This is a genomic window from Aestuariimicrobium sp. G57 (assembly GCF_050110855.1).
Lineage (GTDB): Bacteria > Actinomycetota > Actinomycetes > Propionibacteriales > Propionibacteriaceae > Aestuariimicrobium.
The window spans coordinates 571671-598667 of sequence record NZ_JBNINW010000003.1; the positions used below are offsets into that span (position 1 = coordinate 571671).

Consider the following 26997-nt stretch of genomic DNA (forward strand, 5'->3'; position numbering starts at 1 on the left):
GTGACATCGTTACCCCACCCTGCCCAACCCCACTAGCATGGGGCTCGTGACTGCCGTCCTGTGCACCGGCGGGGCCGGGTTCATCGGCTCCAACTACGTCCACCGCCTGCTCGCGACCACCGACGCGACGGTGACGGTGCTCGACGCGCTCACCTATGCCGCCCAGCCCAGTTCGCTGGACGGCCTGCCCGCCGACAGGTTCCGGCTGGTGCAGGGTGATGTCGCTGATGCCGCGCTCGTCGATGAGCTGGTGGCCACCCACGATGTCGTCGTCCATTTCGCGGCTGAAAGCCACAACGACAACTCGCTCAATGACCCGTCCCCTTTCATCCGGACGAACCTGGTCGGCACATTCACCATCCTTGAAGCGGTGCGCCGGCACGGCAAGCGGCTGCACCACATCTCGACCGACGAGGTCTACGGAGACCTCGAACTCGACGACCCCACCAGGTTCACCCCGACGACGCCCTACAACCCGTCGAGCCCCTATTCGGCCAGCAAGGCGGGTTCGGACCACCTGGTGCGGGCATGGGTGCGCTCATTCGGCATCACGGCGACCATCTCGAACTGCTCGAACAACTACGGCCCGCGCCAGCATGTCGAGAAGTTCATCCCCCGCCAGATCACCAATGTGCTCGACGGGGTGCGTCCCAAGCTCTATGGCGCCGGGCTCAACGTGCGCGACTGGATCCACGTGGACGATCACAACGCCGCGGTGCAGCGCATCATCGAGGCCGGCCGCCCCGGGCAGACCTACCTGATCGGCGCCGACGGCGAGATGAACAACAAGGCCGTGGTCGAACTCATCCTCGAACTGATGGGCCGGCCGCGTGACGCCTACGACCGCGTCACCGACCGGGCAGGCCACGACCTGCGCTATGCCATCGACTCGACCAGGCTGCGCGAAGAGCTCGGCTGGGCGCCCCAGTACATCGATTTCCGGGCAGGGTTGGCAGCAACCATCGACTGGTACAGGGACAATGAGGCATGGTGGCGACCCATGAAACAGCAGACCGAGGCAAAGTACGCGGCGAAGGGCCAGTGAGTTGGAAGGGCCGGTGACATGAGCGACTTGCGCATCGAGACGACCGCGATCGAGGGCCTGTTGGTGCTGCACCTGCCCGTGCACGGCGACTCCCGCGGCTGGTTCAAAGAGAACTGGCAGCGCGCGAAGATGACTGAACTGGGCCTGCCCGACTTCGGCCCCGTGCAGCACAACATTTCGTTCAATGCCGCGCGCGGCACCACCCGCGGTGTGCACGCCGAACCCTGGGACAAACTCGTCTCCGTGGTCACCGGCCACATCCTGGGCGGCTGGGTCGACTTGCGCGAGGGCCCCGGCTTCGGCACCGTCGTCACCGTCGACATCGGCCCTGACAAGGCCGTCTTCGTGCCCCGGGGGGTCGGCAACAGCTACCAGTCGCTGCAGGACGCCACCACCTACACCTACCTGGTCAACCAGCACTGGAGTGCCGCCGCCAAGCAGCACTACACCTATGCCAACGTCTACGACCCCGCGCTGGGCATCGACTGGCCGATCCCCCGCGACCAGGCCGAACTGTCCGAGGCTGACCAGAACCACCCGATGCTGGCCGACGTCACGCCCATGAAGCCCCGCCGCACCCTGATCGTCGGCGCCGGTGGCCAGGTCTCGCGGGCACTGCAGCGGCTGCTGCCCGATGCCGTGGTGGCCGGCAGCGGCACGCTCGACCTCACCTCACCCGATCAGGTCGCGGGCTTCGACTTCAGCGGTTTCGACACGATCATCAACACCGCCGCGTTCACCTCGGTCGACGCCGCCGAAACTGCCGATGGACGACGGATGGCCTGGCAGCTGAACGCCACCGGCGTCGCCCTCCTGGCCGAGGCCGCGCGGGCACACCGGCTGCGGCTGGTGCACATCTCGTCCGACTACGTCTTCGACGGCACCCAGCCCGAGCACGACGAACACGAACCCTTCGCGCCGCTCGGCGTCTATGGCCAGACAAAGGCCGCAGGCGACCTGGCCGCCGCCGGCGTGCCGCAGCACTGGATCGTGCGCACCAGCTGGGTGGTGGGCGAGGGCCGCAACTTCGTCGCCACGATGGCGGCGCTGGCAGCGAAGGGGGCTTCGCCGTCGGTCGTCGACGACCAGTTCGGCCGGTTGACCTTCGCGGACGACCTCGCGGCCGGCATCGTGCACCTGTTGTCGTCGGGCGCGGCGCCGGGCACCTACAACCTCAGCAACTCGGGGCCGGAGGTCTCGTGGGCCCAGGTCGCCGCACGGGTCTTCGAACTGTGCGGCCGCGACGCGTCCGATGTGACCCCGGTGAGCACCGCCGACTACGCCGCCGGCAAGCTGCTCGCGCCACGCCCGGCCCACAGCGGGCTGGCGCTGGGCAGGATCATCGCGACCGGCTTCACGCCACCGGATGCCGACGCGCGGCTCGTCGACTGGCTGGCTGCCCACGCGCCCGCACAGGGGAAGATGCGTTGACGAGGAGTGCCGTGCTGGGGGGGCTCGACCGACTTGTGCGGGTCGAGCTTGCCGACGGCGCCCGGGGCCCCGAGGTGGACGCCACCTTGTGGGCACGGTTCGAGCGGGCATGGTCGCGCTGTCTGGTGGCCGACCCGGGCGGGGTCGACGAGGTGGTCACCACCGGGCTCACGAAGTCGTCCGAGCTGGGCAGTGACCATGACATCGCCGTGGTGCTCACGCACCTGACGCAGGCTGTCACCCATGCCCTGATCACCCAGCAGGTGGGGCGCTTGTTCATGGTGCATGCGGGCGGGGTGTCACACCCCGTCACCGGCGACAGCCTCGTGTTCGTGGCACCGGGCGGCACGGGCAAATCGACGCTGGCCAAGGCGCTGGGCACGCACTACGGCTACCTGAGCGACGAAACCATCGGCATGCGTGCCGACGGCAGCATCGTGGCCTACCCCAAGCCGCTGTCGTTGCGCGGGGACGGGCCCGTCAAGCATGAGGTCAGTCCCGATGACCTGGGGCTGCAGCCCGCCCACACCACACCGCGGCTGCGCAAGCTGGTGCTGCTGCGCCGGGTGCACGGGGTCGAAGGACTGGACGTCGAACACCTGGGCACGCTGGACGCGATCGAGGCGCTGGGCCCTGAGACGTCCTCACTCGGCCACCTGCCGGGGGCGCTGCACGTGGTTGCCGACCTGCTCGCGGCCACCGGCGGCGCCGAACGCTGGACCTACGGCGACCACACCGACCTGCGCGCTGTCGCCGATGCGGCGCTGGGGTCGGCGCGATGACAGAATCCGGCACCATGGCCCACTACGTCGTCTCACCACAGTTCACCGACCTGCTGGTCGATGGGGACGACGCCCTGGTGCTGACCCGGCAGCAGCTGGTGCGGGTGGGGCCGATCGCGGCGGTGCTGGTTGCGCAGTGCGCCGAGCCTACCCCGCTGGACGACCTGGCCGCGACCTGCCGCGACCTGTTCGGCGAGCCCCCGGGTGGCGGACTGGCTGGGCGGGTCGGCGAACAGCTGGCCGACCTGGTGGCGGCCGGGGTGCTGGTCGAGACCGACCTGCAGGGCGAGGCATCATGAGTGCGGCCGGGGCGCAGCCGTCGGTGGACCTGCCCATGGGCGTGCGGGTCGAATTGATGCACGCCTTCCTGCAGTCGGTCGCCGACGAGGCCGGCATCGACCTGTTGCACGTCAAGGGCCCGGCGCTCGACGTGAGCCTGTTGCAGCGCGGTGCGCATGGCGAGCCGATGCCCCGGCATTCGACCGACGCCGACGTGCTGGTGCGTCCCGCCGACGCCGAGCGGCTGCTGTCGCGGCTGCGTGAGCATGGCTGCCACCAGCGCACCCGCTACCGGTCGGGGTCGCCGTTCGAGCACGCCGCCAATATTTGGCATGACGAGCTGGGTCACGCGGACATCCACCGGCACTTTCCCGGCATCGGTCTGCGACCTGCCACGGCGTTCGAGACCCTGTGGTCGCGCCGCCACGAGGTCACGCTCGCCCACTGGGCCTGTGCCGTGCCCCACGTCGACGACCAGCGGCTGCTGTTGCTGCTGCACGCCGCCCGGTCCGAGGGCACCAAACAGCTGGACGTCGACCAGGTGTGGGGACGTGCCGGCGAAGTCGACCGCGAACGGGTGCGCAGCCTTGCCGAAGACCTGGACGCCACCGTGGCGCTCGCAGCCGCGATCGGCGAACTCGACGACTACCGGCACCACCCCGAATATGCGCTGTGGAAGCAGTTCAGCGGCCCGGAGGCCCACAGCCGCACCGACGAGTGGCGTGCCCGGCTGCGGGCCGCCCGCACGCCGTGGCAGGCGGCGTCGGTCATGGTGCGGGCACTGCAGGTGAACACCGACCGCATGCGTCTTGACCTGGGCCGCGAACCCACCCGCGAAGAGATCGCCGCCAAGCGCCGGGAGCGGCTGCGCAGGGCCCTGCGGGAGCGCTTCGGGGGTGGCCGATGACCTGGCGGGTGCACTCGCAGGTGGCCTGGGTCGAGGACGAGGTGGGCCAGTTGATCGCGGTGATGCGGCTGCCCGGGGGCTCACCCATCGCACTGCAGGGCGTCGCGGGCGTCATCTTCGCCGACATCGCCGACGGGCTCGACCCGGTCACCGAGGCGGTGGCGCGGTGGGGCGATGAGTCGGACGACATCGCGACGACGGTGCGCGGCTTTGTGGACGAACTGGCCGCGAACGGCATCGTCGAGCAGGGCGCACCCAGACGAGCCGTGGTGCCCTCGGGTGAGGACGACGATTCCCAGGACATGCCGGGACCCCACGACCTCAAGCCCTATCGCGTGCTGTTCGTCTGCACCGGCAACATCTGCCGGTCCGCCTACGCCCAGGTGGTGGCCGCCGCTGCCCCGATCGACGGCGTCGAGTTCACCTCGGCCGGCACCCATGCCGTCGTCGGTGCCCGCATCGACCCGCCCATGGCCAGGCTCGTGCCGCGTGGTGTCGACCCCTCGGGGCATGTCGCCCGGCAACTGACCCGCGACATCGCCACCTCGGCCGACCTGATCATCGCCATGTCCGACCGCCACCGCCGCTACATCATGGACGAGTGGCCGGCGCTGGCCCCGCGCACGTTCCTGATCGGCCAGGTGGCCCGTGAACTCGATGGCCTCACCATGTCGGGGGCCGGTCTCGCCGACATGGCCCCACACCTGTGGCAGCACCGTTCGTCCCAACCAGGCGACGCCGTGCCCGACCCCTACGGGCGCGGGCCCGAGGCCGCCCGGGCCGCCTCGCAACAGATCGATTCCCACCTCAATGCCATACTGGGGGCGATTGGCAGGCTGGCCACACGGAGGACATGATGAGCAACACCGACGACGAGCGGGTCTCGCTGTTCGACGACGCCACCCCATCGGGTGCCGACGCCGGCGCAGCCGACACCGAGGCGGCCGCTGCCGCTGCGGCAGCACCCCGGCGGGGCAAGAAGCGGCTGCGTGACCGGTGGCTGCTGCTGACCGTGTTCGTGGTGCTGGGCGCGATCCTCGTGGGTGTGGCCGTGGTCGTGGGTTGGTACGGCAAGGCCACCCTCGACGGACTCAACCAGGTCAAGCGTGACCCCGAACTCACCGTCGTCGACTACGAGGGACGCCCGACGCCCGCGCCGACCAAGCCGGGAGCAAAGTACGCACCCATGAACATCGTGCTGATGGGTTCGGACCGCCGGTCGACCGCTGAGCGTGGCCGATCCGATGTGCTGATGGTGTTGCACATCTCGGGTGACCGCAAGAATGCCTACCTGATCTCGCTGCCGCGTGACTACTGGGTGCCGATCCCCGGCCATGGCACCGCCAAGATCAACGCCGCCTATTCGTGGGGCGGGCCGCAACTGACCGTGCAGACCGTCGAGCAGCTGCTGAACATCAGGGTCGACCACACGGCGCTGATCGACTTCGACGGCTTCACGAAGGTCATCGACGCCGTCGGCGGCATCCAGGTCTACAACCGGCACGCCTCGAAGATCGATGGACAGGTGTTTCCCGAGGGCTTCGTCCAACTCGACGGTGCGAAGGCACTGATGTTCGTCCGCAACCGCTACGACCTGCCCAATGGCGACTTCGACCGCAACGAACGCCAGCGTGACGTGATCAAGGCGGTGCTCGACAAGCTCGCCTCGCGCGGGGTGCTGACCGACCCGGTCAAGTTCCGCGACTCGGTCACCACGCTGGGCCCGAACTTCACCGTCGACACGGCGTTCACGAACCAGAAGATCATCGAGCTGGGCACCCAGATGCGCATCACCACGGGCAATGACGTGCGCTCGATGATGGCGCCCTATTCACACTTCGGCACCAGCAGCGACGGCCAGTGGTACGCGGCGGTCGACCAGCCGAAGCTGGCCGCGATCGCGGCGGCGATGCGTGGCGACACGATGGACCAGTACTGGGCGAGCCGCTGAGGCCGGCCGGCACGACATGATGAGACGACCGCAGCACCCCGGTGACCCGAGCCTGCGTCTCGGCCCACAACTGGCGTGGTTGGGCGACTACCCCGCCACCCGCGCGGGCAGCACGCATGTGAAGCTGATGTGGGTCTCGGCCGCGTTGGGCCTGGTGCCGCTCGGGTTGGCGCTGTACCTGTTGCGGCTTGCGCGCGAGCTGGGCAATGACATGCTGATGGTGATGTGCGTGGGGCTGGTGGTGCTCAGCGTCGCCGTGATCCTGCTGGCGCTGGTCGGCATTCGGCAGACGACCCGGGCCTCGGTGGCCGTGCATGTTGATGGCCTGCAGGTGAGGCAGCCGTGGTTCGTCGACCGGACGACGCCCTGGGCCGAGGTGGCGGCGGTGAAAGCCCCCGAGGCTGCGATGACAGGCCGGCGGTTCGTGCTGGCCCTGCACAGCGGCCGGCACCTGGTCGTGCTGCGCCTGGGCCAGCCACCGCAGCGGGCTGGTGACGGCAGCTGGGTGCCGCACCCCGACGTGCAGTTCGTGCTGACGGCCTTCGCCGACTGGCGCCGACGCCAGCAGCCGTTCAGCTGATCGGGTCGACCCCGACCTCGGTCGCCTTCTTGTGCAGCCCGCCCAGGAAGCGTGCCCTGTCCAGCACCGCGCGCTGGTGGGTGCCGGCCGTGATGACGTCGCGCTCGTCGCGGGCGGTGACGTCCCAGTTGACCACGCGTCCATCGACCGAGGTGCAGGTCACCTCGACGGTCACCACCTGGCCCGGCAGGGTGGCGGCGGTGTGGTTGACGCGAATGTCGGTGCCGACCGAGATCTGCTCATCGGTGACATGGCCCGTCTCGTCAAGGTGGCGCATGCAAGCCCATTCGAGCAGCCCGACCATGTAGCCGGTGGCGAACACCTCGGGCACGGTCTGGAACTCGTCCGACTCGGGGTAGAGGTGGGGCACCGTGCGCTGCACGGGCACCGTGTAGGTCATCGTCGACGTGCTGCCGGGTTCGATCATGGCGAAAGTGTGGCACACCGCGCCGCTACTGTGGCGCCATGACCCCGGACGACGCGACGCCGGACCCGCCGGAGCCGCAGACCCAGCCCAGCCGCCGCCAGCTCGAGGCCGTGTACCTGAAAGAGATCACGGTGCGGCTCGAGCAGCGCATCGCCGCCCGGTTCCCGCGACGCAACCTGCGTGCGGTCGCGCAAGACCTGGTCGTGCTCGTGGACGAGACTTTGGCCGATCTCGACCAGCAGCACCGGCGCATGAAGTGGGCGCGGATGGCATCGCTGGTCGTGATCGTGGCGCTGGTGGTGGCCGGGGTGGTGGCCATCTGGCTGCTGGTGCAGGGCGCCCGCGACGGCATCGGCGGGGCCTCGACATGGCCGTCATTCTTCGAGAGCCTGATCAACGACCTGGTCTTCGCCAGCATCGCGATCTATTTCACGTGGGCATGGCCGCAGCGGATTTTTCGCAGCGGCACGCTGCGGGCCCTGCACCGGCTGCGCTCGATCGCGCACGTGATCGACATGCACCAGCTGACGAAGGACCCCGAACGGCTGCGGCCGGACTTCCAGCCGACCGCAGCGAGCATTGCGGAGGATCTCACCGCGGCGCAGCTGTCGTACTACCTGGACTACTGCTCGGAGCTGTTGTCGGTGGTGAGCAAGATCTCGGCGCTCTATGGCGAGCAGACGAGTGACTCGACCGTGCTGGCGGCCATTGAGGGCATCGAAGACCTGACGACGGGCATGTCGCGCAAGATCTGGCAGAAGATCGCGTTGCTGCCGCAGAACCGTTAGGGGCTGTCCAGAATCCGGCAGACATGGGCTGCATCTCTGCCCAGATTGCCGATCCAAGCCACTCCTGCCGGGATCTGGACACCCCGGTCGGGGCTCCATGCGCCGGCGGGCGGGCCAGCGCACGCCCGAAACCTGCACACGTGACACTGGCGCCACGAATGCAGCTGGTTCTGGCTGATCAGGCTGCGGACGAGGCACTGGTGCCACTTGTGCAAGATCAGGGCGCTCGGCCAGGTCGAGCCCCCTCGTGACCGACCCGCCACCACACCGGCCAGGCGGGCCCCGACCCCGACGCAGTGCTGGCGCCGGCCATGACCAGATCCCGGCAGGAGTGGCTTGGATCGCCCCTCTGAGCAGCCATCTGGCGCAAGACGGCCGGATTCTGGTCATGCGCATTCGGACATCCCAGTGCTGGCGCCGGTTCTCGGGGTCTGGTCACCCGCGCCGCCCGCCACCGGCACGCTGGTGCACCTGCAGGCCCTGGCCCCGGCTCGGCGGCCGCCCAGAACCTGCGAAAGTGACACAGGTGCCACGTGTGCGCCTGGTTCTGGCTGATCAGGCTGCGGACGAGGCACTGCTGCCACTTGTGCAAGATCACAGAGGCCCACGCCTGCTCGAGCCCCCCTCGTCACTGGCTCTGCCACCACACCCGCCGCCGGGCAGGCCCTGGCCCCGGCTCGGCGCCCCCCAGAACCTGCGAAAGTGACACAGGTGCCACGTGTGCGCCTGGTTCTGGCTGATCAGGCTGCGGACGAGGCACTGGTGCCACTTGTGCAAGATCAGCGACCCTCGATCAGGTGGTCCTCCCCGCAAGCCCACCCGCCACCAGGCAGACGCCTACCCCCGACGCAGTGCTCGCGCCGGCCATGACCAGATCCCGGCAGGCATGGCCCGAATCGCCCCTCTGAGCAGCCATCTGGCGCAAGACGGCCGGATTCTGGTCAGCGGGGCCCACGCACCACCGCCGGCCTCACGAACGCCCGAGCCTCACGAACGCTTGAGCCGCCTCAGCACCGGGGCCAGCACCTCGTCGAGCTCATCCACACCCAGCTTCTTCAGCGCCACATACGCCACGGCCAGGAATGCCCCCCCACCGACCACCAGCTGCACCAGCGCCACGCCCACGCCCGACCCCAGCTGGCCAATCGCCCACGACAACCCGAACGCGACCACACCGGCGGCGACTGAACCGGCGACGAGCCGTCCATAGAGCCCCGCCACCGGACGCAACGCCCACCCGCCCAACTGGCGCTGCGCCACCCACAGGAACGCAGCCGCCGCGACGATGTTGGCGATCGACTGGCCCAGCCCGATCGTGAACACCCCCCAGCGCTGCGGCACCGCGAAGGCGAACAGGGCGATGCTGATCTGGACGACGGTCAACAACACCTGCAGGTACAGGTTGGTGCGACCGTCCTCACGGGCGAAGCAGTAGCGCTGCTGCAACGTGGTGATGCCGAAGGCCATGGTGCCGATCGACATCGCCGCGAGGATCCAGGCAACCGCCACATGGTCGGTACCCCCGCCGGGCAGCAGCACCCGGATGATCGGGTAGGCCAGCGCGATCATCGCCGCACTCATGGGGATGACCGCCACCGCCGGCATGCGCAGCGAACGCGTCAGCAGCTCACGCATGCGGCCGCTGTCACCGTCCTGGTGGGCGCGACTCATCGACGGGAACAGCGCGGTCAGGATCGACACCGTCACGAAACTGTGCGGCAGGATGAAGATCTGGAACGCCTGCGAATGGGCCAGCACCGAGGGCACGCGCTCGTCGTCGCCGCGGATCGTGGTCATCACCTGCTGCACCGCGAACCCGCCGACCTGGGCGATGACCAGGGCCGTGAACGTCCAGCCGAGGATCTTCGAGGCGCTGCCCAGTCCGTGGCCGCGAATGTCGAAGCGCGGCGTGAACCGGAACCCGCCCCGGTACAGCGGCCAGATCAGCGACAGGCCCTGCAGCACGATGCCGAGGGTCGCCGACAGGCCCAGCAGCCACATCATCGGCGCGGTGAAGACGTCGCCGGGCCGCTGCTCGCCATAGGCGACCAGGAACCAGATCAACCCCGCGATCTGGACGACGTTCGCGAGGGCAGGGGCCCACATGAACTCCGCGAACTGGCCACGGGCATTGAGCACCTGGCCCAACACGGCGTAGAGCCCATAGAAGGCGATCTGCGGCAGGCACAGATAGGCGTAGAACACCGCCCCCTGGTAGGCATCTGGTGGCAGGTTCGACGTGATCCTGACCAGCAACGGCGCGGCCACTGTCGCGAGCAGCGCGACGACGAAGACCAGCCCGAGCGAGACCGTCAGCAGCCGGTCGACGAACGCCTGGCCGCCGTCGGCACGCTTCATGGCCTTCGTGATCTGCGGGATGAGCACGGCATTCAGCACGCCGGCCGACAGCAGGATGTAGACGTAGTTGGGCAGCGTGTTCGCCACCTGGAACGCGTCACCCATCACGGTGACGCCGAACGCGGCCGCCAGCAGCGCCGTGCGCACCATGCCGAGCACGCGCGAGACCAGCGTTCCCGAGGCCATCAGCGCCGAGTTGCGGGCCACGGCGGTGGCCTCACCGGTGGCGGCGACGTCGGGCACGGCGGTGGGTTCACCGTCAGTGTCGGACGAGGGCTGCTGGGGTGTGGCCGGGCCGAGGCCACCCGCGCGGCGCACCTCTTCTGCGGCGAGGTCGGCATCGGTCAGCGGCGGCCGGGGCACAGTGCTGGTGAGGGCATCGGGGTCGACCGGGGCCCGCCATCCGGCATCGGCGGTGGGTGCCGGTGCTGCTGCCGACTCGGGGTGCTCCGAATGCTCGGGGTGCTCGGGGTGCTCAGGTTCGGTGCCGCGCCAGTCATCGAGCACCGGGTCGTACTTGTTCAGCGAACCGCCGAAGAAGTCATTCAGGCTGACGTACAGCGTGCTGTCGACCGAGGTCTGGTCCCAGTCCTGCCACTCGGCCTGGACCGGCGGTACGAAGCGATGCGGGGGCTGCTCGCCGGAGGCTCGCCGTGGCGCGGCGGCCGGTGGTGTGGTCGCAGACGGCCCGACCACCGGGGGCGGCGTGGCCGCTGCCGGCTCGTCCCGGAACAGGCCCGACGGCATCGCCCCGGTCGGCCGGCCCCACGACTCGTCGCGGCCCGAGGCCCCGGACTTGTCGTCGCGGAACAGTCCCTCGGGCACTCCCCTGCTCGAAGGGCTCACGTCGTCCGGCAGCCCACGTTCGGGTGGCCCGCCGTCAGCGGGCCCCCGGACGGCGCGTCGCGGACGACGCGGATGCTCGCTCATCGCGTCAGCGGCCGGTGCCCGCGTAGACCACGGCCTCGCCCTCGGCGTCGAGGCCGAAGGCGCTGTGGGCGGCGCGCACGGCGTCGTCCACCTGGTCGGCCGAGACGACAACCGAGATGCGGATCTCGGAGGTCGAGATCATGCCGATGTTGATGCCGGCCTGGGCCAGGGCGTTGAAGAACGTGGCGGTGACGCCGGGGTGCGAACGCATGCCGACGCCGATCACCGAGACCTTGCCGACCTGGTCGTCATAGAGCACGTCCTCGAAGTCGACCTCGGGCTGGATGGCCCGCAGCGACTCGATGGCCTTGCGGCCATCCGACATCGGCAGGGTGAACGAGATGTCGGTGCGGTTGTCGCTGACATGCGAGACGTTCTGCACGATCATGTCGACATTGATCTCGGCCTCGGCGATCGCCAGGAAGATCTTCGAGGCGACACCGACGCGGTCGGGCACACCGACCACGGTGATCTTCGCCTCGCCACGGTCGTGGGCGACGCCCGAGATGATGGCCTCTTCCATGGCCGTTCCTTCCATGTCGTTGATGTCCTTGACCCAGGTACCGGGCTTGTCACTGAAGCTGGAGCGCACGTGCACGGGCACGTTCTCGCGGCGCGCGTACTCGACACAGCGCAGGTGCAGGATCTTGGCGCCGTTGGCCGCCATCTCAAGCATCTCTTCGTACGAGATCTCGGGGATGCGGCGCGCACCGGGGACGATCCGCGGGTCGGCGGTGAACACGCCGTCGACGTCGGAGTAGATCTCGCAGTAGTCGGCATCCATGGCATCGGCCAGGGCGACGGCGGTCGTGTCGGACGCGCCGCGTCCCAGCGTGGTGACGTCCTTGGTGTCCTGCGACACGCCCTGGAAGCCGGCCACGATGACGATGTTACCCTCGGTCAGCGCCGAGACGATGCGGCCGGGCGTGATGTCGATGATGCGGGCATTGCCGTGCGAGCTGGTGGTGATCACGCCGGCCTGCGAGCCGGTGTAGCTGCGGGCCTCGGCGCCCAGGTCGGCCAGGGCCATCGCGAGCAGGGCCGCCGACTGGCGCTCGCCGGTGGTGAGCAGCATGTCGAGCTCACGCGGGGCGGGCTGGGGCGAGACCTGCAGGGCGAGGTCCATGAGTTCGTCGGTCGTGTCGCCCATGGCTGAAATGACGATGACCACCTCGTGGCCGTCCTGCTTGGCACGCAGCACACGCCGGGCGACACGCTTGATCGACTCGGCATCGGCCACTGACGAGCCGCCGAACTTCATCACGATCCGGGCCATCTTCACCTTCTTCCACTGCAGGGCGCTGGGCCCCGATGCCCCGCCGGGCGGCGAGGCACCCCACGAGTGTAGTAAATCCGGCGCGGCGGCGGCGTGGGGCGCGACGCGGCGGGCAATCAGCGCGTGGTTCGGGGGCTCCCCACTGTCCATTTCCCGGCAGGCTCGCCGGGTCTGACCGCACTGACCTGTCACAGGGGGCACGACCGCCGGAAAATGGACACCTGCCCCGCTTCACCCTTCTGGGTAGCATGACGCCATGACAGAGCCGCCCCGCCCGCCGCAGCGCATCGGGTTCGCCGAGCGCGACGCGGCTGTCGAGGCGCTGCAGCGCCACCACGCCGAGGGCCGCCTCACCGCCGAGGAGTTCGAGGAGCGCATGGAGGCTGCGCTGCAGGCGAAAACCCGCGATGACCTCGCACCGCTGTTCGCCGACCTGCCCCGCGCCGGGGACGAGGCCGTCGACCAGCCCGCTGCCCTCGTGGCCCCCGCCACCGACACCACCCGGCAACAGCTCGAGCACCACCACGGGGGTAGTGGCCTCGACCTGCCGGCGGACGAGCCCATCTCGATCAATGTGCTGCGCATCATCGGCTGGCTGGCCGTACCGGCCGGGTTCATTCTGGCGTTCACGCTGGGCATGTGGTGGGCCATCTTCCCGGGGTTCCTGGTCTCGGGCCTGCTGAATGGGATCGCCGAGACGGCCAAACGCCGCCACCAGGCAGCCGAGAGGCTGCGCCTCGAACAACAGCAACAGCAACGAAAGGAACTGTGGTGACCACTCCCCTGCGCTGGGGCATCGCCGGCACCGGTCGCATCGTCGACACCGTGCTGGCCGACCTCGCCCTGATCCCCGACGAGGTCACCCTGCAGGCCGTCGGCTCGCGCTCACTCGAGCGGGCCACCGAGTACGCCGCCCAGCACGGCATCGCCACCGCCCACGGCTCGTACCAGGCCTTGGTCGACGACCCCGATGTCGACGCCCTCTACATCGCCACGACCCACCCCCGCCACAAGGCCATCGCCCTGGCCGCGATCGCGGCCGGCAAGCCCATCCTCGTCGAGAAGGCCTTCACCGCCACCCATGCCGGGGCCCAGCAGGTCGTCGATGCCGCCCGCACCGCCGGCGTCTTCGCCATGGAGGCGATGTGGACCCGCTTCCAGCCCGCCGTCCAGGCGCTGCATGAGGTGGTCGCCTCGGGCGAACTCGGCGAGGTCCGTTCGGTGCAGGGCGACCTGTGCGCGTTCCGCGCCTATGACGTGGACGACCGGCTGTTCAACATTGCCGAAGGTGGTGGGGCGGTGCTCGACCTGGGTGTCTACCCCCTCAGCTTCGCCCAGGACTTCCTGGGCAATGCCATCTCGATGGCTGTGCACGGCACCCACTACGAGAACGGCGCAGATGCCGAGGTCGGCATGCTGTTGACCTATGCCGATGGACGATTCGCCACACTGGCCGCGGCCTTCAGGACCCCCGGCCCCGGCCGCATGGTGGTGCTCGGCACGAAGGGTTGGGCCGAGGTGCCGCCACGGTTCCACCATCCCGCCAGCGTGCTCGTCCACCCCCTGGAGGGCGAGTCACGCGAACTGGCACCCACCGTGCTCGGCAGGGGGTACGCGGCCGAGTTCATCGAGGTGAACCGGTGCGTGCGCGCGGGGCTCACCGAGAGCCCGGTCATGCCGCTCGACGACACCCTCGAGGTGATGCGACAACTGCAGCAGGCGCTGGACGAACTGGGTGTGCCGGCGGCGGATTCAGACGACCCGATCGACTGAGCCGGACCCGAACCTGTGTCGATCAGGTCACGGCCGGCGAACGATATCTCGGCGAAGCTCATGATTTTCACAGATTCGCCCCGACCGGCCCACCTGGACGCGTAGCTTCTACCGCATTCGTACACCTCACTCCTGTGGGGAGAATTCTGTGAGGAGAAGCATGAACAACGCTCGTCCGCGCCCAGCCGCCCGGCTGGCTGCAGGCGTTGCAGCAGTGTCGCTGGTGTGCACCGGCCTCGCGCAACTGCCCGCCTCAGCCGATGCCGATCTCGGCCGGCTGTCCGACTATGTCACCACCGTCAAGAAGCAGGCCGGCACCGCTGCCGTGCCGAACAAGTGGTTCGTCCAGGTCTCGGGCGCCCCGACTGATGACGGCGGCAGCGCCGCCCAGGCAAAGTCGACCCAGGACACCGTGCTCAAGAATGCCCGCAGCCGTGGCCTGAAGGTCGAGGTCACCCGGTCGTTCACCACCTCGTTCAACGGCATGACGGTCACCACCAGCGACTCCTCGGTGGCAGAACTGCTGGCCATCCCCGGTGTCGAAAAGGTGTTCCCGGTCGTCGAGGTCAAGCGCCCCGTGATCAACGCGACATCGTCCGCCACGCCCGACATGGCCTCGGCCATCAACATGACCGGTGCGTCCATCGCCCAGAATGAGCTCGGCCTGTCGGGCAAGAACATCAAGATCGGCATCATCGACACCGGCATCGACATCGACCACCCCGACCTGGGCGGCAACGGCACCCCGGGCTCGACCCCGTTCCCCACCACGAAGGTGGCCTACGGCTACGACTTCGTCGGTGACGACTACAACGCCGAAATCCCCGGCTCGCGCCCGGTGCCCGACAACAACCCCGACGACTGCGAGGGCCACGGCACCCACGTCGCCGGCATTGCCGCCGCCGATGGCAACCCGTCCGCTGAGGGTGTGCGCGGCGTGGCCCCCAAGGCCACCCTCGGCGCCTACCGCGTGTTCGGCTGTGAGGGCTCGGCCGACACCGACGTCATCCTTGCCGCACTCGAGCGTGCCGGGCAGGACAAGATGGACGTCGTCAACATGTCACTGGGCGACAGCTTCATGAGCTGGCCGCAGTACCCGACCGCGCAGGCCACCGACCGGCTGTCGAAGAAGGGCACGATCGTGGTGGCCTCGGCCGGCAACGAAGGCACCAATGGCCTGTTCTCGGGCGGTGCCCCGGGTGTGGCCAAGACCGCCATCGGTGTCGCGAGCTTCGACAACGCCTCGATCCGGCTGAACTCGTTCACCACCTCGCTCGGCACCAGCATCGGCTACGTCCCCGCCAGCGGCGCACCGCTGCCGCCCACGTCGGGCACGCTGAAGGTGGCCGTGGCACCGACCGATGGTTGTGTGGCCAATGGGCCGCTGCCGGCTGTTGGGCCCGGCACGGTGTACCTGATCCAGCGCGGCGGCTGCACGTTCCATGAGAAGGCGCTGGCGGGTCAGACGGCCGGTGCCGACGCCGTGATCCTGTACAACAACGTCGCCGGCATGATCAGCCCCACGGTGGCCGGCACCCCCGCGATCACCATCCCGGTGGGAATGATCACGCAGGCTGACGGCGAGGCCCTCGCGGCTGCAGCCGCCGCCGGTGAGGTCACCATCACCTGGACCCCCGGCACGGTGCAGACCCCCGATCCGCAGGGCGGCCTGCTGTCGTCGTTCTCGAGCTGGGGCCTGGCGGCCGACCTCGACCTGAAGCCTGACCTGGGTGCCCCCGGCGGCAACATCTGGTCGACTGTGCCGGTCGAGCAGAACTCGTACGGCGCGAAGTCGGGCACCTCGATGTCGGCCCCGCATGTGGCTGGCGCTGTGGCACTGCTGCTCGAGGCTCGTCCCGACCTCAAGGGCAAGGCGCTGGCCGTGCGCGAGCTGTTGCAGAACACCTCGAAGCCCGCGGACTTCAGCTTCGCGCCCGGCGCGGGTTACCTCGACATGGTCGCCCGCCAGGGTGCCGGCATGATCGACATCGCCCGCGCTGCCACCACCAAGCAGTCGGTCACCCCGGGCAAGATCGCCCTGGGCGAAGGTGGCAAGAAGGCGAAGACCACCACGCTCGAGATCAAGAACACGGGCACGACGGACGTCACCTATGCCATCAGCAATGTGGACGGTGTGGGGGCGTTCGGGCCTTCGGACCCGACCTTCTTCGACTCGCCGAACAATGTCAGCGCCCCGGCCTCGGTCGTGGTGCGGGCCGGCAAGACTGCCAAGGTCAAGGTGACCATCTCGGCCCCGGCCGATGCCCCCGATGGCTACATCTACGGCGGCTGGGTCGTGCTCACCGGCTCGAACGGTGAGACCCTTCGGGTGCCCTACGCCGGCATGGCCGGTGACTACCAGGCGCTGAACCCGCTGCAGGACAGCTTCGGCCTCGGGTTCCCGTGGCTCGCCAGGCTCGACGGCGGTGACCTCAGCCCTGTCGATGGTGGCAACTTCACCATGCAGGGCGACGACGTGCCGTTCCTGATCTTCCACGTGGAATACCCGGTCACCGACCTGCAGGTGTTCGCCTACAAGGTGAATGCCGACGGCTCGAAGACCCAGCTCAGCAGCAAGCCCGTGCTGAGCACGGGTTACGCAGGCCGTGATGACCTGTTCACGGCGCTGGCCTGGGATGGCACCTACAGCCAGGGCAAGAATGTGCTGAACGCCCCGGCCGGCACGTACGTGCTCGAACTGCGGGCCATCAAGGCGCTGGGCGGCCCCAACGATGTCCAGACCTGGACCAGCCCGTCGTTCACGATCGGCAGCGGCACGGTCGACCCGAACCTGAAGCAGATCCAGGTTGACCCGAACGTGAAGGTGAACCCGAAGCGCTGATTGTCGTTCACCAGGCCTGACGCGGTTCAGACGCAGTGGCGGGTGCCCCCATGGGGGTGCCCGCCACTGTCGTGTGTGGGGTGGACCCGGACAAGCCCAGCCCCGGCTCACCTCGCCCCTTCCACGGGTCGGCCATGCACCACCGGTCGCTCAGCTGCACGCCGACACCTTTGGGTGCACCTCGACACCCTTGTACAGGTGTCGACGTGTTCACAAGGGTGTCGGAGTGCTCGTCCGGCGGCTGTGGTCACCGCTGGGGGTCGCGGGGCACCGGCGTGGACGACGGGGACCTTGCACACGTGGCGCTGGTGCCACGTGTGCAACCGATCCCGGCCATACGAACTGCACAAGTGGCGCTGGTGCCACGTGTGCACGTTCCGGCACCCCGACAAGCCCAGCCCCGGCTCACCTGGCCCCGTCCACGGGTCGGCCCGCGCCCGCCCGACCCGCCACTGTCCAGAAACCGGCAGGCTTGGCCCGCACAGGCCAACCACGACCGCATCTGCGCGACTCCTGCCGGAATCTGGACCGCGCGCCATACTGGGCCCATGACTGACGCGCCCAAGCCGCACGTGCCCAGGACCAACACCGACCACGACGTCTCGATCGCCCGGGTCGATGACCGCCACCGCTACATCCTCAGCGCAGACGGCGTCGAGGCCGGCTACATCGAGTTCCACGAACGCGATGGCGTCAGCGAGATGCCGCACACCATCGTGGACGAGGCATTCGGCGGGCGCGGCTATGGGATGGCCCTGGCGAAGTTCGCGTTCGACGATGCCCGCGAGCGCGGCCTGAAGGTGCAGCCGACTTGTCCGTTCCTCGACCGGTACATGAAGAAGCATCCCGAGTACGAAGACCTGCGCGCCTGAGCCCAACCCGGGCATGAAAGGCTCGACGGCATGACATCTGCACGCCTCGCCCACCTCATCGCACGCATCACCCCGATCGATGAGCAGGCGATGCAGGCGGCCCGGCAACTGCAGGCCGACCTCACCAAGCCGCCCGGCAGCCTCGGCGCCCTCGAAGACCTCGGCATCCGGCTGGCCGGTATGTCGGGGCAGTGTCCCCCGCCGATCCCCGAGCAGGCTACCGTCGCCGTCTTCGCCGCCGACCACGGGGTCGTCGCCCGGGGGGTGACGCCCTGGCCCCAGCAGGTCACGGTGCAGATGTTGATGAACATGGCAAACGGCGGCGCTGCGGTCAACGTGCTCGCCCGCCGCGCAGGGGCCGAATTGGTGCTCACCGACATCGGCGTCGCGGGTGAGCATCCCGACCACCCCGCCATCGCCCGGCGCACCGTCCGACGCGGCACCGCCGACTTCACCACCGGGACTGCCATGACGCCGGCCGAAGCGGTGGCCGCGATCGAGGTCGGCATCGACGTTGCTGAGCAGGCCGTGGCCGACGGTGCCCAGATTCTGCTCACCGGAGAGATGGGCATCGGCAACACCACCCCCAGCGCCGCACTCGTGGCGGTGTTCACCGGCGCCGACGTGCACGAGGTCACCGGACGAGGCGCTGGTGCCGACGACGCCATGCTCACCACCAAGCGCGCCGTCATTTCCGACGCCCTGGCCCTGCATCGCCCCGACCCGGCCGACCCCCTCGCCGTACTCGCGGCCGTCGGCGGGCTCGAGCACGCCGCACTGGCGGGTCTGGTGCTGGGTGCCGCCGCCCATCGCGTGCCCGTGCTGCTCGACGGCGTCATCGCATGTTCGGCCGCACTGGTCGCCGTGGCGCTGGCGCCTGCTGCGTCCGGTTACCTGGTGGCCGGCCATGCCGGGGACGAGCCAGGCATCGCTGCGGCGATGCACCACCTGGGCCTGACGCCGCTGGTTGACCTGGGCCTGCGGCTGGGCGAGGGCACCGGGGCGGTGCTGGCGCTGCCGATGGTGCGCGCGGCAGCGGCCGTGATGCACGAGATGTCGACGTTCAGCTCGGCCGGGGTGAGCGGCCGATGAATACGCCGCAGACCCCTGCCGGCGCACTGCGCACCCTCGTGCTCGGCGGTGCTCGCTCCGGCAAGTCACACTGGGCCGAGCAGCAGTTCTCTGAGCGCGCCGATGTCGACTATGTCGCCACCAGCGCCAGCTACCCCGACGACCCCGAATGGAGTGACCGGGTGACCCTGCACCGCGCCCGCCGCCCTGACGGCTGGCGCACCCTTGAGACGCTCGACCTTGTGGGGGTGCTCGGCACTGCCTCGTCCACACCGGTGCTGATTGACTGTCTGACGCTGTGGCTCACCCGCACCCTGGACGGCCTCGACGCGTGGACGACCCCGCCGCCGCAGTGGCGGGACGGCCTCGACCGGGCGACCGATGCCCTTGTCGGGGCCGTTGCCGGCACGAACCGTGAGGTGATCATGGTCAGCAACGAGGTGGGCTGGGGCGTGGTGCCGGACACCCCCGAGGTGCGGATGTTCCGCGATGAGCTCGGCCGGCTGAACACGCGCGTGGCCGCCGAATGCGAGCGGGTGGTGCTGTGCGTGGCGGGCATCCCGCTGCAGGTGCGCTGAATGCGGGGCTTCATGGCCGCGCTCGGGCTGTTCACCACGCTGCCCGCGCCCGCCCTGGCGCGGATCGACAAGGCGACTGCGAGACGGGCGATGAGCTGGTTCCCGGCGGTGGGGTTGCTGTTGGGTGTGCTGGCAGGGGCGGTGTTCGGCCTTGTCAGCTGGCTGTCGATGCCGCTGCTGGGGGCAGTCGCGGCCGTGGGCGTGCTGGCGCTGGCGACCGGCGGCCTGCACCTGGACGGCGTCGCCGACACCGCCGATGGGCTGGGGTCGCGTCGTCCGGCCGATGAGGCGCTGGTGATCATGAAGCGCTCGGACATCGGACCCATGGGCGTGCTCGCGCTCGTGTTCGTGGTGCTGCTCGACATCGCGGCGCTGGTGTCATTGGCGGGCGTCGATGGCTGGCTGGGGGCCGTCGCCCTGGTGCTCGCCGCCGCCACCGGACGCCTCGCGGTGGTGTTCGCCACCGCACCGGGGCGCCCCAGCGCCCGTCCCGGGGGGTTCGGGTCGTTGTTCGAAGGGGCCGGCAGCCCAGTGCCGGCTGCGGCGTGGACGATCCTGCTGGCGGCGGGTGCCGTGGGCTCCGGCTGGTGGATCGCCGGCCCCGGGCAGGCGGTCGCGCTCGCCGGGGGCGTGGTTGTGCCGCTGGTGGTGGGCCGGCTGTGGCAGCGCTACCTGCGCCGACGGTTGGGGGGCCTCACCGGTGACACGTTCGGCTCGATCATCGAGGTCACCCAGGCGACGGGGCTGGTGGTGATGGCGCTGGTGGCGCCGTGACCTCGTCCATGATGACCGCCCGGCGGCCCCGGACCCTGGCCCTCAGAAATCCGCGGCCGTGACCCCCACCGTGATCAACTCGCCGTCGTCCGCGAACTCGAAGCGCAGCTGGTGGCGGCCGTCGTCCCCGGGCAGGTTGTCGTAGCGAATCCAGACGCCTTCCCACTCCCCCTGCTGGTCGGGCCCACCGAACTCGCCCTCGACCTGCGCACGCGTCGGGTGGGCGGGCAGGTTGTCGAAAAGGGGGCGGGGGTGGGCCGCGTAACCCTGGTCGGCATCGGGGGTCACGAAGATCGTCACCGAGACGAGCCGCTTGTCCGACCAGAGCAGCTCGACGCCATGGCTGTGGTAGCCCCAATAGGTCGACTGCTTATTGTCGCCGCGGTCGAACGGTGTCACCTCGGGCACCTCGGCGAGCGAGGTCAGCAGCTCGTCGAAGGCCTGCTCGTTGTCCGCAGGACGCGTGCCCACGGTCGCCAGGTAACGGTCGATCTCGCCGTAGGTGGTCCCGCTCACTTGATCCCCTTGTTCTGTGCTCGGAGCCTGGCGAGCGCGTCCTCAATGGCCTTGTCGCTGAACCCCTGGTCCTTCATGTCCTGACGGTACCGGTTGAAGTCCAGCTCAGTCGCCTTGGCCGGGTTGTTGGCGTCGTGGGCGACCTGGTCCTTGTTGTTGCGGCCACCATAGGTGCGGCTCTTCTGCTGGTGCGACTTGCGGGGCACTGCCATCGCCGAGCCCTCGTTGATCACCTTGTCAGCTTCGGCCTTGGTCAGTGGCTTGCCCTTGCGGGCCTCAGCACGCTTCAACAAGGCCGCCTTCGAGGGGATGTGGTCCATGTCCATGCCCCCGCGACCGGGCCGCGCCTTCATGGGGCCGTACTGGCCGACCTCCCAGGGCTTCACCGTGGGCGCCTTGCCACCCAGGTCGATCTTGCTGGCGATGGCCTTGACCAGTTTGCTGGTGCCGGACGGAACCTTGCGCGCCATGCTCAGGCCCCCATCAGCTCGTTGATGGCCTGGTCGATGGCCAGGTTGATGAGCAGCGTCGCACCCTTCTTGGCGAGGAACGACACCGCTGCCGACGCGCCGCCGGACAGGATCGCCGCAGCAATCGAGACCGCGTCCAGGATGATCTGGCCGATCACATACGCCTTCAAGCCCGTGATGAGCGTCGAGGCGCCGTGATATGCCGTGGCCGCCAGGGGTGCGGCCTCGGCCACCGTCCTCAGCGAGTGCAAGTTCGAGTCGCCGCCGTTCATGTAGGCCGCGACCGCCGTCGGCACATCGCCTTCGTTGTTCGAGACCAGGTGCGAGACACCGGCCTCGAGGTCACTGATGTAGGCCTCCAGCTGCCCCGCCAAACCGTCCCACTGGTCACCCCAGGCGTCCAACGTGCCCGCATCGGTGGTGGGCCACTCGTAGCCCATGTAGTTCAGGATCTCGATGACCTTGGCCTTGACGAACCCGATGGGGTCCGCCGGCAGCTCGACGTCGACCTCCAGGCCGAAGAGGTTGAACTTCACCATGCCCCCTCGATGGTGGTGGCCTCGGCCGTGTTCGCATCCTCCATCGACTCGAGGGCCTTGCCGGTACTGGTCAGTGCCTCGGCCTCGCCCGACAGCCCCGTCTGCAGGCTGGTCACGACGGAATTCTGCATCACCTCGCCGAAGACACTGAGCATGATCGACACGGCCCCGTCGACGGTTGCCAGCCCGCCCGCGGCACCACAGGCAGCGGGGTTCGTGGTTGACGACACGACCTGCGACAGCGTGGTGGATGCCCCCGTGGCTGCGTCCGAAAACGCACCGGAGGCGACTTGCCACGACCTGAAGTTGATCTTCATCTGGCCGCTCACGGGGTCTTCGCCTCTGCCAGGGTGGCGACCCACGCATCGTTCAGTTCGGAGCGCGCCGTGCTGATGGCCGCATACAGCTGCTTCATGTCCGGGGTGACGTTCTGGATCGCCTCGAGCTGCAGGGCATTCCACTCCTCGAGCGCGGCATTCGTCGTGCTCGTCACCAGGTCTGCGACCTCGTCGGCGGGTGTGTCGATGAGCCAGTTCTCGTCCAGCCACATGGACGAAACCTTGGCATCGGTGACCGTCACGTGCACGTGGCCGCCGTCGGAAACCTTGGTCACGGTCGGGGAGTCAACGCGTCGCTCGCGGTGGTCGGGCAGGGCTGCTGCCTGTTCGACGACCGAGGCGACGGAGTCGAAGGCATGCTCGAATCCGGTGGGTTTCATGGTTCCAATGTAGGTTTTTGCGGGGTCAGCCCCGATGCGGGCGCAACACCGCAGCCCCGGCCCACGCCCATCGCCCCGTCGCCAGGTCCACAGTGCCCTCGACCGCCAGCGGCCCCGAGATGTCGTGGGTCTCATAGCGCAGCAGCGCCAGCTCGCCCACCGCCCACTCCCCCTGTGCCGGGCAGTCGGCCAGCCGCTCCAACACCTTGTCAACGGGCATTCGGACGGCGTACTGCCCCACCGTCAGGTGTGGCCGGTACGGCGCGCCGGGGTCGTCGTCGGGCGCGGCCAGCGCACGGTGTGCGTCGTCCAGCCACGCACACTGCATGCCCAGGTAGGGCACCATCGGAAAGCTTGACCAGCCCGTCGCCCGCACCTGCGGCGGTGCCCCGGGCACCAACGCATCCAGCCCCGCCAGGTCGCGCCGCAACTGCTCGAGACCATAGCCCGGCAGCCCCGGCTCGCCCGCCAACCCGGCATAGCGCACCGTCACATGCGGTTGGCGGGCATAGCGCGGCAGCACCACCCCGCCCAACCGGCCTCGTGCGGCCGCGGTCAACTGGTGCGCGGGCTCGTCCAGCAACACCGCCCAGACCAGCGCATGCCGACGCCCGCCGTGCCAGTCCGGGGTGTCACCGATCCGGCTCGGCAGGGTCCACATGGGTCGCCTTCCGACCTCAGCCGGCCTTCGTCACCCGCACCGACAGCCCGAGCTCGTCGTCGACCGCCCAGCCCTCGCCATCAGCCTGCTCGGCACGCGTCACCGACGTCGCCAGCACCTCATCGGCGATGGACGCCGAATGCGCGACCAGGGCCTCAGCCAGGTCGCCGTCCGCGGCCCAGTCCAGCGCCACCCGGTCGGTGACCTCGAGACCGGCCTTCTTGCGGGCATCCTGCACGGCCCGGACGACCTCACGGGCGAGGCCGGCCGAGACGAGCTCGGAGGTCAGCTCCAGGTCGAGCGCCACCGTCTCGCCCTGCTCGTTGACCACCGACCAGCCCTCGCGGGGCCGTTCGCTCAGGATGATCTCGTCCCCACCCAGCTCGACCCCACCGTCGTAGTCGACGGTGACGCTGCCGGTCGCGGCTAGCGATGCGGCCAGGGCTGCGGCATCGGCGTCGGCGATCGCCTGCGCGACCAGCGGCGTCTGCTTGCCGAACCGCTTGCCCAGCGCCCTGAAGTTGCCCTTCGCCGAATAGTCGACCAGGTCACCTGCCGACGCGAAGGAGCCGACCTCGGCGACGTTGAGTTCCTGCTTCAGCTCCTCGACCAGGTCGTCGTCCAACTGGGCGAGCGCCTGCGAGGGAACGAGCAACCGCGCCAACGGCTGGCGGGTCTTCATCTTCGACTCGGCGCGCGCCGAACGGCCGAGTTCGACCAGGCGCCGCGTGACGTCCATGGACGACTCGAGCCCGGCGTCGACCAGCGCTTCATCGGCCACCGGCCACGTCGACAGGTGCACCGACTCCGGGGCGGACTCGTCCGTCGGCACGACCAGGTCTTGCCAGACGCGTTCGGTGACGAACGGCGCCATCGGGGCCATCAGCTGGGTCAGCAGCACCAGCGTGCGGTGCAGCGTCGACAGTGCGCCCTGGTCGCCGTCCCAGAAGCGGCGGCGGCTGCGGCGCACGTACCAGTTCGACAGGTGGTCGATGAACTCACTGAGCAGCGCGCCGGCCTGCTGCGTGTCGAACGCCTCGAGCGCCGCGGTCACCCGGGTGACCAGCCGTTGGGTGGCCGAAGTCAGCCAACGGTCGAGCACGTGGGTGGGTGCGACGAGCCCGGACGACGGCGACCAGTCATTGGCGCGGGCATACAGCGCGTGGAAGCTCACGGTGTTCCAGTAGGTGAGCATCACCTTGCGCACCAGTTCGGTGAGCGCGGTGTCACCGACACGACGGGCGCTCCACGGCGATCCGGCGGCGGCCATGAACCAGCGCACCGCGTCGGCGCCGTGGGTGTCCATGAGCGGGATCGGCAGCAGGATGTTGCCCAGGTGCTTGCTCATCTTGCGGCCGTCCTCGGCCAGGATGTGGCCCAGGCACAGCACGTTCTTGTACGAGCTCTGGTCGAAAACCAGCGTGCCGACCGCCATGAGGGTGTAGAACCAGCCGCGGGTCTGGTCGATCGCCTCACAGATGAAGTCGGCCGGGTAGGCCTTCTGGAATGCCTCGACCGAACCGGTCGCGTGCGGGAAGCCCCACTGCGCGAACGGCATCGACCCCGAGTCGAACCAGGCGTCGATGACATGCTCGACGCGTCGGTAGGTGCCGGACTCGCCGGGCAGCGTGAACGTCACGTCATCGACGAACGGGCGGTGCGGGTCGAGGCCCGACTGGTCGGCGCCGGTCAGCTCACTGAGCTCGGCCAGCGAACCCACACAGACCATCTTCGAGGGGTCCTCGTCGTTGCGCCAGATCGGCAGCGGCGTGCCCCAGTAGCGGGTGCGCGACAACGCCCAGTCGATGTTGTTGTCGAGCCAGTCGCCGTAGCGGCCGTGCTTGATGTTCTCGGGGTACCAGGTGGTGGCCTCGTTCTCGCGCAGCAACTCGTCCTTGATGCGGGTCGTGCGGATGTACCACGACGGCTGCGCGTAGTAGAGCAACGGGGTGTGGCAGCGCCAGCAGTGCGGGTAGCTGTGCTCGTAGTCGGTCTTGCGGAACAGCAGGCCACGCTGCGTGAGGTCAGCGACCAGGGCCTTGTCGGCGGTCTTGAAGAACTGGCCACCGACCAGGTCGAGGTCGGCCTCGAACGTGCCGTCGGGCCGCACCGGGTTGACCATCGGCAGGCCGTAGCGGCGGCACACGGCCATGTCATCGGCACCGAACGCGGGCGCCTGGTGCACCAGGCCGGTGCCGTCCTCGGTGGTGACGTAGTCGGCCAGCACGACGTAGTGCGAGCGGGTGCCGGTTTCCGGACGGTCCTGGGCCTCGGGGAACTCGACCAGTTCGAAGGGGCGCTGGTAGGTCCAGAACTCGAGGTCACGGCCGGTGAAGGTCTGGACGGTCCGCCATGGCGACTGGCCCTCGGCGGCAGCGCCGAACACCTTGTCAACGAGGGGTTCAGCCACCACCAGGGTCTCGTCCCCGAAGGTGGCGACGGCATAGGTGACCTCGGGGTGCACGGCGACGGCCGTGTTCGAGACCAGGGTCCAGGGAGTGGTCGTCCAGACCAGCAGCGAGGCCTTGCCGGCCAGCGGGCCACTGGTCAGCGGCATGCGCACATAGACCGACGGGTCGACGACGTCTTCGTAGCCCTGGGCCAGCTCGTGGTCGCTCAGGGTGGTGCCGCAGCGCGGGCAATAGGGCGCGACGCGGTAATCCTCGGTGAGCAGGCCCTTGTCGAAGATCTGCTTGAGTGCCCACCAGACCGACTCGACATAGGACGAGTTCATGGTCCAGTAGGCCTCGTCCATGTTGACCCAGTAGCCCATGCGGGTCGTCAGCTCGGTGAAGGAGTCAACGTGGCGGGTCACGGACTCACGGCAGCGGGCGTTGAACGCCTCGACGCCATACGCCTCGATGTCGGGCTTGCCGTTGAAGCCGAGTTCTTTCTCAACGGCGAGTTCGACGGGCAGGCCGTGGCAGTCCCAGCCGGCCTTGCGCTCGACGTGGTAACCCTGCATCGTGCGGAACCGGGGGAAGACGTCCTTGAAGACACGCGCCTCGACGTGGTGGGTGCCGGGCTGGCCGTTGGCGGTGGGCGGGCCCTCGTAGAAGGTCCAGGGTTCAGCGCCGCGGGTGCGTTCGAGCGAGGCCTCGAAGGTCTTGTGCTCGTCCCAGAACGTCAGCACCTCGTGGTCGAGGTCGGGGAACGAGACATGCGCGGGCACGGCGTTGTAGCTGCCGGCGGTCCCGGGGCTGGGCTGCTGCTGGGTGGTCATGTGGCTTGGATCCTTCAACACGCGGGTGCTGTGAACACTCTGACGGGGTTGAAGGGACGAGGCCTCGGCCCCGCGGTACCACCCTTCGTTGGGGCCTGGTCCGGCCTTTCGGCTGGGTGATGCCCCCACTCTTGCTCGCCGCGGCCGGGTCTAGTGGGGCCGCGGGTGGCGGCCTGTTCTTCCGGCAGCTCCGGGGTGATGGCCCC

At 69.1% G+C, this 26997-nt stretch carries 26 protein-coding genes; 16 read left to right on the top strand and 10 right to left on the bottom strand.

Annotation, left to right across the window (positions count from 1 at the left end; translation table 11 throughout):
• The first annotated feature begins 37 nt into the window (after positions 1–37).
• From rfbB to ACQCX5_RS09745, 8 genes are read left to right on the top strand one after another with little or no spacing between them, the layout of a single operon-like run.
• Complete coding sequence (rfbB, locus tag ACQCX5_RS09710) at positions 38–1045, top strand: dTDP-glucose 4,6-dehydratase (RefSeq protein WP_434541825.1); 1008 nt, start codon at positions 38–40, stop codon at positions 1043–1045.
• An 18-nt stretch (positions 1046–1063) separates the two neighbouring features.
• Positions 1064–2476: a sugar nucleotide-binding protein gene (locus tag ACQCX5_RS09715; protein ID WP_434541826.1), complete on the top strand. Its 1413-nt coding sequence runs from the start codon at positions 1064–1066 to the stop codon at positions 2474–2476.
• 11 nt (positions 2477–2487) lie between these two features.
• The gene (locus ACQCX5_RS09720) at positions 2488–3258 is read left to right on the top strand and encodes a hypothetical protein (protein WP_434541827.1); all 771 of its coding nucleotides are present in this window, start codon (positions 2488–2490) and stop codon (positions 3256–3258) included.
• The gene (locus ACQCX5_RS09725; RefSeq protein WP_434541828.1) at positions 3255–3557 is read left to right on the top strand and encodes a hypothetical protein; all 303 of its coding nucleotides are present in this window, start codon (positions 3255–3257) and stop codon (positions 3555–3557) included. Before ACQCX5_RS09720 ends, ACQCX5_RS09725 begins: the two co-directional genes overlap by 4 nt.
• The gene (locus tag ACQCX5_RS09730) at positions 3554–4444 is read left to right on the top strand and encodes a nucleotidyltransferase family protein (protein WP_434541829.1); all 891 of its coding nucleotides are present in this window, start codon (positions 3554–3556) and stop codon (positions 4442–4444) included. The genes ACQCX5_RS09725 and ACQCX5_RS09730 overlap by 4 nt, the downstream gene beginning before the upstream one ends.
• Positions 4441–5301, top strand: coding sequence for a hypothetical protein (locus ACQCX5_RS09735; protein ID WP_434541830.1), 861 nt, complete (start codon positions 4441–4443; stop codon positions 5299–5301). Before ACQCX5_RS09730 ends, ACQCX5_RS09735 begins: the two co-directional genes overlap by 4 nt.
• On the top strand, positions 5301–6395 hold the full coding sequence (locus ACQCX5_RS09740; protein ID WP_434541831.1) for an LCP family protein: 1095 nt from the start codon (positions 5301–5303) through the stop codon (positions 6393–6395). The genes ACQCX5_RS09735 and ACQCX5_RS09740 overlap by 1 nt, the downstream gene beginning before the upstream one ends.
• A gap of 16 nt (positions 6396–6411) precedes the next feature.
• Entirely contained in the window at positions 6412–6975 is a 564-nt protein-coding gene (locus ACQCX5_RS09745; protein ID WP_434541832.1) for a PH domain-containing protein, read from the top strand.
• Here the strand turns inward: ACQCX5_RS09745 and ACQCX5_RS09750 are convergent.
• Entirely contained in the window at positions 6968–7402 is a 435-nt protein-coding gene (locus tag ACQCX5_RS09750) for a thioesterase family protein (protein WP_434541833.1), read from the bottom strand. The two genes, ACQCX5_RS09745 and ACQCX5_RS09750, sit on opposite strands and share 8 nt — an antisense overlap.
• 38 nt (positions 7403–7440) lie before the next feature.
• Between ACQCX5_RS09750 and ACQCX5_RS09755 the strand changes: the two genes are divergently transcribed.
• The gene (locus tag ACQCX5_RS09755; RefSeq protein ID WP_434541834.1) at positions 7441–8190 is read left to right on the top strand and encodes a hypothetical protein; all 750 of its coding nucleotides are present in this window, start codon (positions 7441–7443) and stop codon (positions 8188–8190) included.
• A 987-nt stretch (positions 8191–9177) separates the two neighbouring features.
• On the opposite strand, the gene murJ is transcribed toward ACQCX5_RS09755, so the two are convergent.
• Positions 9178–11478, bottom strand: coding sequence for a murein biosynthesis integral membrane protein MurJ (murJ, locus tag ACQCX5_RS09760; protein WP_434541835.1), 2301 nt, complete (start codon positions 11476–11478; stop codon positions 9178–9180).
• Between the two features lie 4 nt (positions 11479–11482).
• A complete protein-coding gene (locus ACQCX5_RS09765) occupies positions 11483–12754 on the bottom strand; it encodes an aspartate kinase (RefSeq protein ID WP_434541905.1) in 1272 nt (423 codons plus the stop codon).
• A 256-nt stretch (positions 12755–13010) separates the two neighbouring features.
• On the opposite strand from ACQCX5_RS09765, the gene ACQCX5_RS09770 reads away from it, so the two are divergent.
• From ACQCX5_RS09770 to cobS, 7 genes are all read left to right on the top strand, one after another.
• Positions 13011–13529, top strand: coding sequence for a DUF1707 SHOCT-like domain-containing protein (locus tag ACQCX5_RS09770; RefSeq protein WP_434541836.1), 519 nt, complete (start codon positions 13011–13013; stop codon positions 13527–13529).
• Complete coding sequence (locus ACQCX5_RS09775; protein WP_434541837.1) at positions 13526–14527, top strand: Gfo/Idh/MocA family protein; 1002 nt, start codon at positions 13526–13528, stop codon at positions 14525–14527. Before ACQCX5_RS09770 ends, ACQCX5_RS09775 begins: the two co-directional genes overlap by 4 nt.
• Positions 14528–14687: 160 nt before the next feature.
• Positions 14688–17369, top strand: coding sequence for a S8 family serine peptidase (locus ACQCX5_RS09780; protein WP_434541838.1), 2682 nt, complete (start codon positions 14688–14690; stop codon positions 17367–17369).
• A 548-nt stretch (positions 17370–17917) separates the two neighbouring features.
• Positions 17918–18241 carry a GNAT family N-acetyltransferase gene (locus ACQCX5_RS09785; RefSeq protein WP_434541839.1) on the top strand — a complete coding sequence of 108 codons (324 nt, stop codon included), beginning with the start codon at positions 17918–17920 and terminating at the stop codon, positions 18239–18241.
• Positions 18242–18271: 30 nt separating this feature from the next.
• Positions 18272–19333 carry a nicotinate-nucleotide--dimethylbenzimidazole phosphoribosyltransferase gene (gene cobT / locus ACQCX5_RS09790; protein WP_434541840.1) on the top strand — a complete coding sequence of 354 codons (1062 nt, stop codon included), beginning with the start codon at positions 18272–18274 and terminating at the stop codon, positions 19331–19333.
• Positions 19330–19890, top strand: coding sequence for a bifunctional adenosylcobinamide kinase/adenosylcobinamide-phosphate guanylyltransferase (gene cobU, locus ACQCX5_RS09795; RefSeq protein WP_434541841.1), 561 nt, complete (start codon positions 19330–19332; stop codon positions 19888–19890). The genes cobT and cobU overlap by 4 nt, the downstream gene beginning before the upstream one ends.
• Positions 19891–20664 carry an adenosylcobinamide-GDP ribazoletransferase gene (gene cobS / locus ACQCX5_RS09800; protein ID WP_434541842.1) on the top strand — a complete coding sequence of 258 codons (774 nt, stop codon included), beginning with the start codon at positions 19891–19893 and terminating at the stop codon, positions 20662–20664.
• 42 nt (positions 20665–20706) lie between these two features.
• On the opposite strand, the gene ACQCX5_RS09805 is transcribed toward cobS, so the two are convergent.
• From ACQCX5_RS09805 to ileS, 7 genes are read right to left on the bottom strand one after another with little or no spacing between them, the layout of a single operon-like run.
• Complete coding sequence (locus ACQCX5_RS09805) at positions 20707–21180, bottom strand: hypothetical protein (protein ID WP_434541843.1); 474 nt, start codon at positions 21178–21180, stop codon at positions 20707–20709.
• The gene (locus ACQCX5_RS09810; protein ID WP_434541844.1) at positions 21177–21650 is read right to left on the bottom strand and encodes a hypothetical protein; all 474 of its coding nucleotides are present in this window, start codon (positions 21648–21650) and stop codon (positions 21177–21179) included. Before ACQCX5_RS09810 ends, ACQCX5_RS09805 begins: the two co-directional genes overlap by 4 nt.
• A gap of 2 nt (positions 21651–21652) precedes the next feature.
• A complete protein-coding gene (locus ACQCX5_RS09815) occupies positions 21653–22186 on the bottom strand; it encodes a hypothetical protein (protein WP_434541845.1) in 534 nt (177 codons plus the stop codon).
• Positions 22183–22518: a hypothetical protein gene (locus tag ACQCX5_RS09820; RefSeq protein WP_434541846.1), complete on the bottom strand. Its 336-nt coding sequence runs from the start codon at positions 22516–22518 to the stop codon at positions 22183–22185. Before ACQCX5_RS09820 ends, ACQCX5_RS09815 begins: the two co-directional genes overlap by 4 nt.
• Positions 22515–22907: a YbaB/EbfC family nucleoid-associated protein gene (locus tag ACQCX5_RS09825; protein ID WP_434541847.1), complete on the bottom strand. Its 393-nt coding sequence runs from the start codon at positions 22905–22907 to the stop codon at positions 22515–22517. Before ACQCX5_RS09825 ends, ACQCX5_RS09820 begins: the two co-directional genes overlap by 4 nt.
• A 25-nt stretch (positions 22908–22932) precedes the next feature.
• Entirely contained in the window at positions 22933–23568 is a 636-nt protein-coding gene (locus tag ACQCX5_RS09830) for a 2'-5' RNA ligase family protein (protein WP_434541848.1), read from the bottom strand.
• A gap of 16 nt (positions 23569–23584) precedes the next feature.
• Positions 23585–26791 (bottom strand): isoleucine--tRNA ligase, encoded by a 3207-nt coding sequence (gene ileS / locus ACQCX5_RS09835; RefSeq protein ID WP_434541849.1) that lies wholly within the window; start codon positions 26789–26791, stop codon positions 23585–23587.
• Positions 26792–26997: the final 206 nt, after the last annotated feature.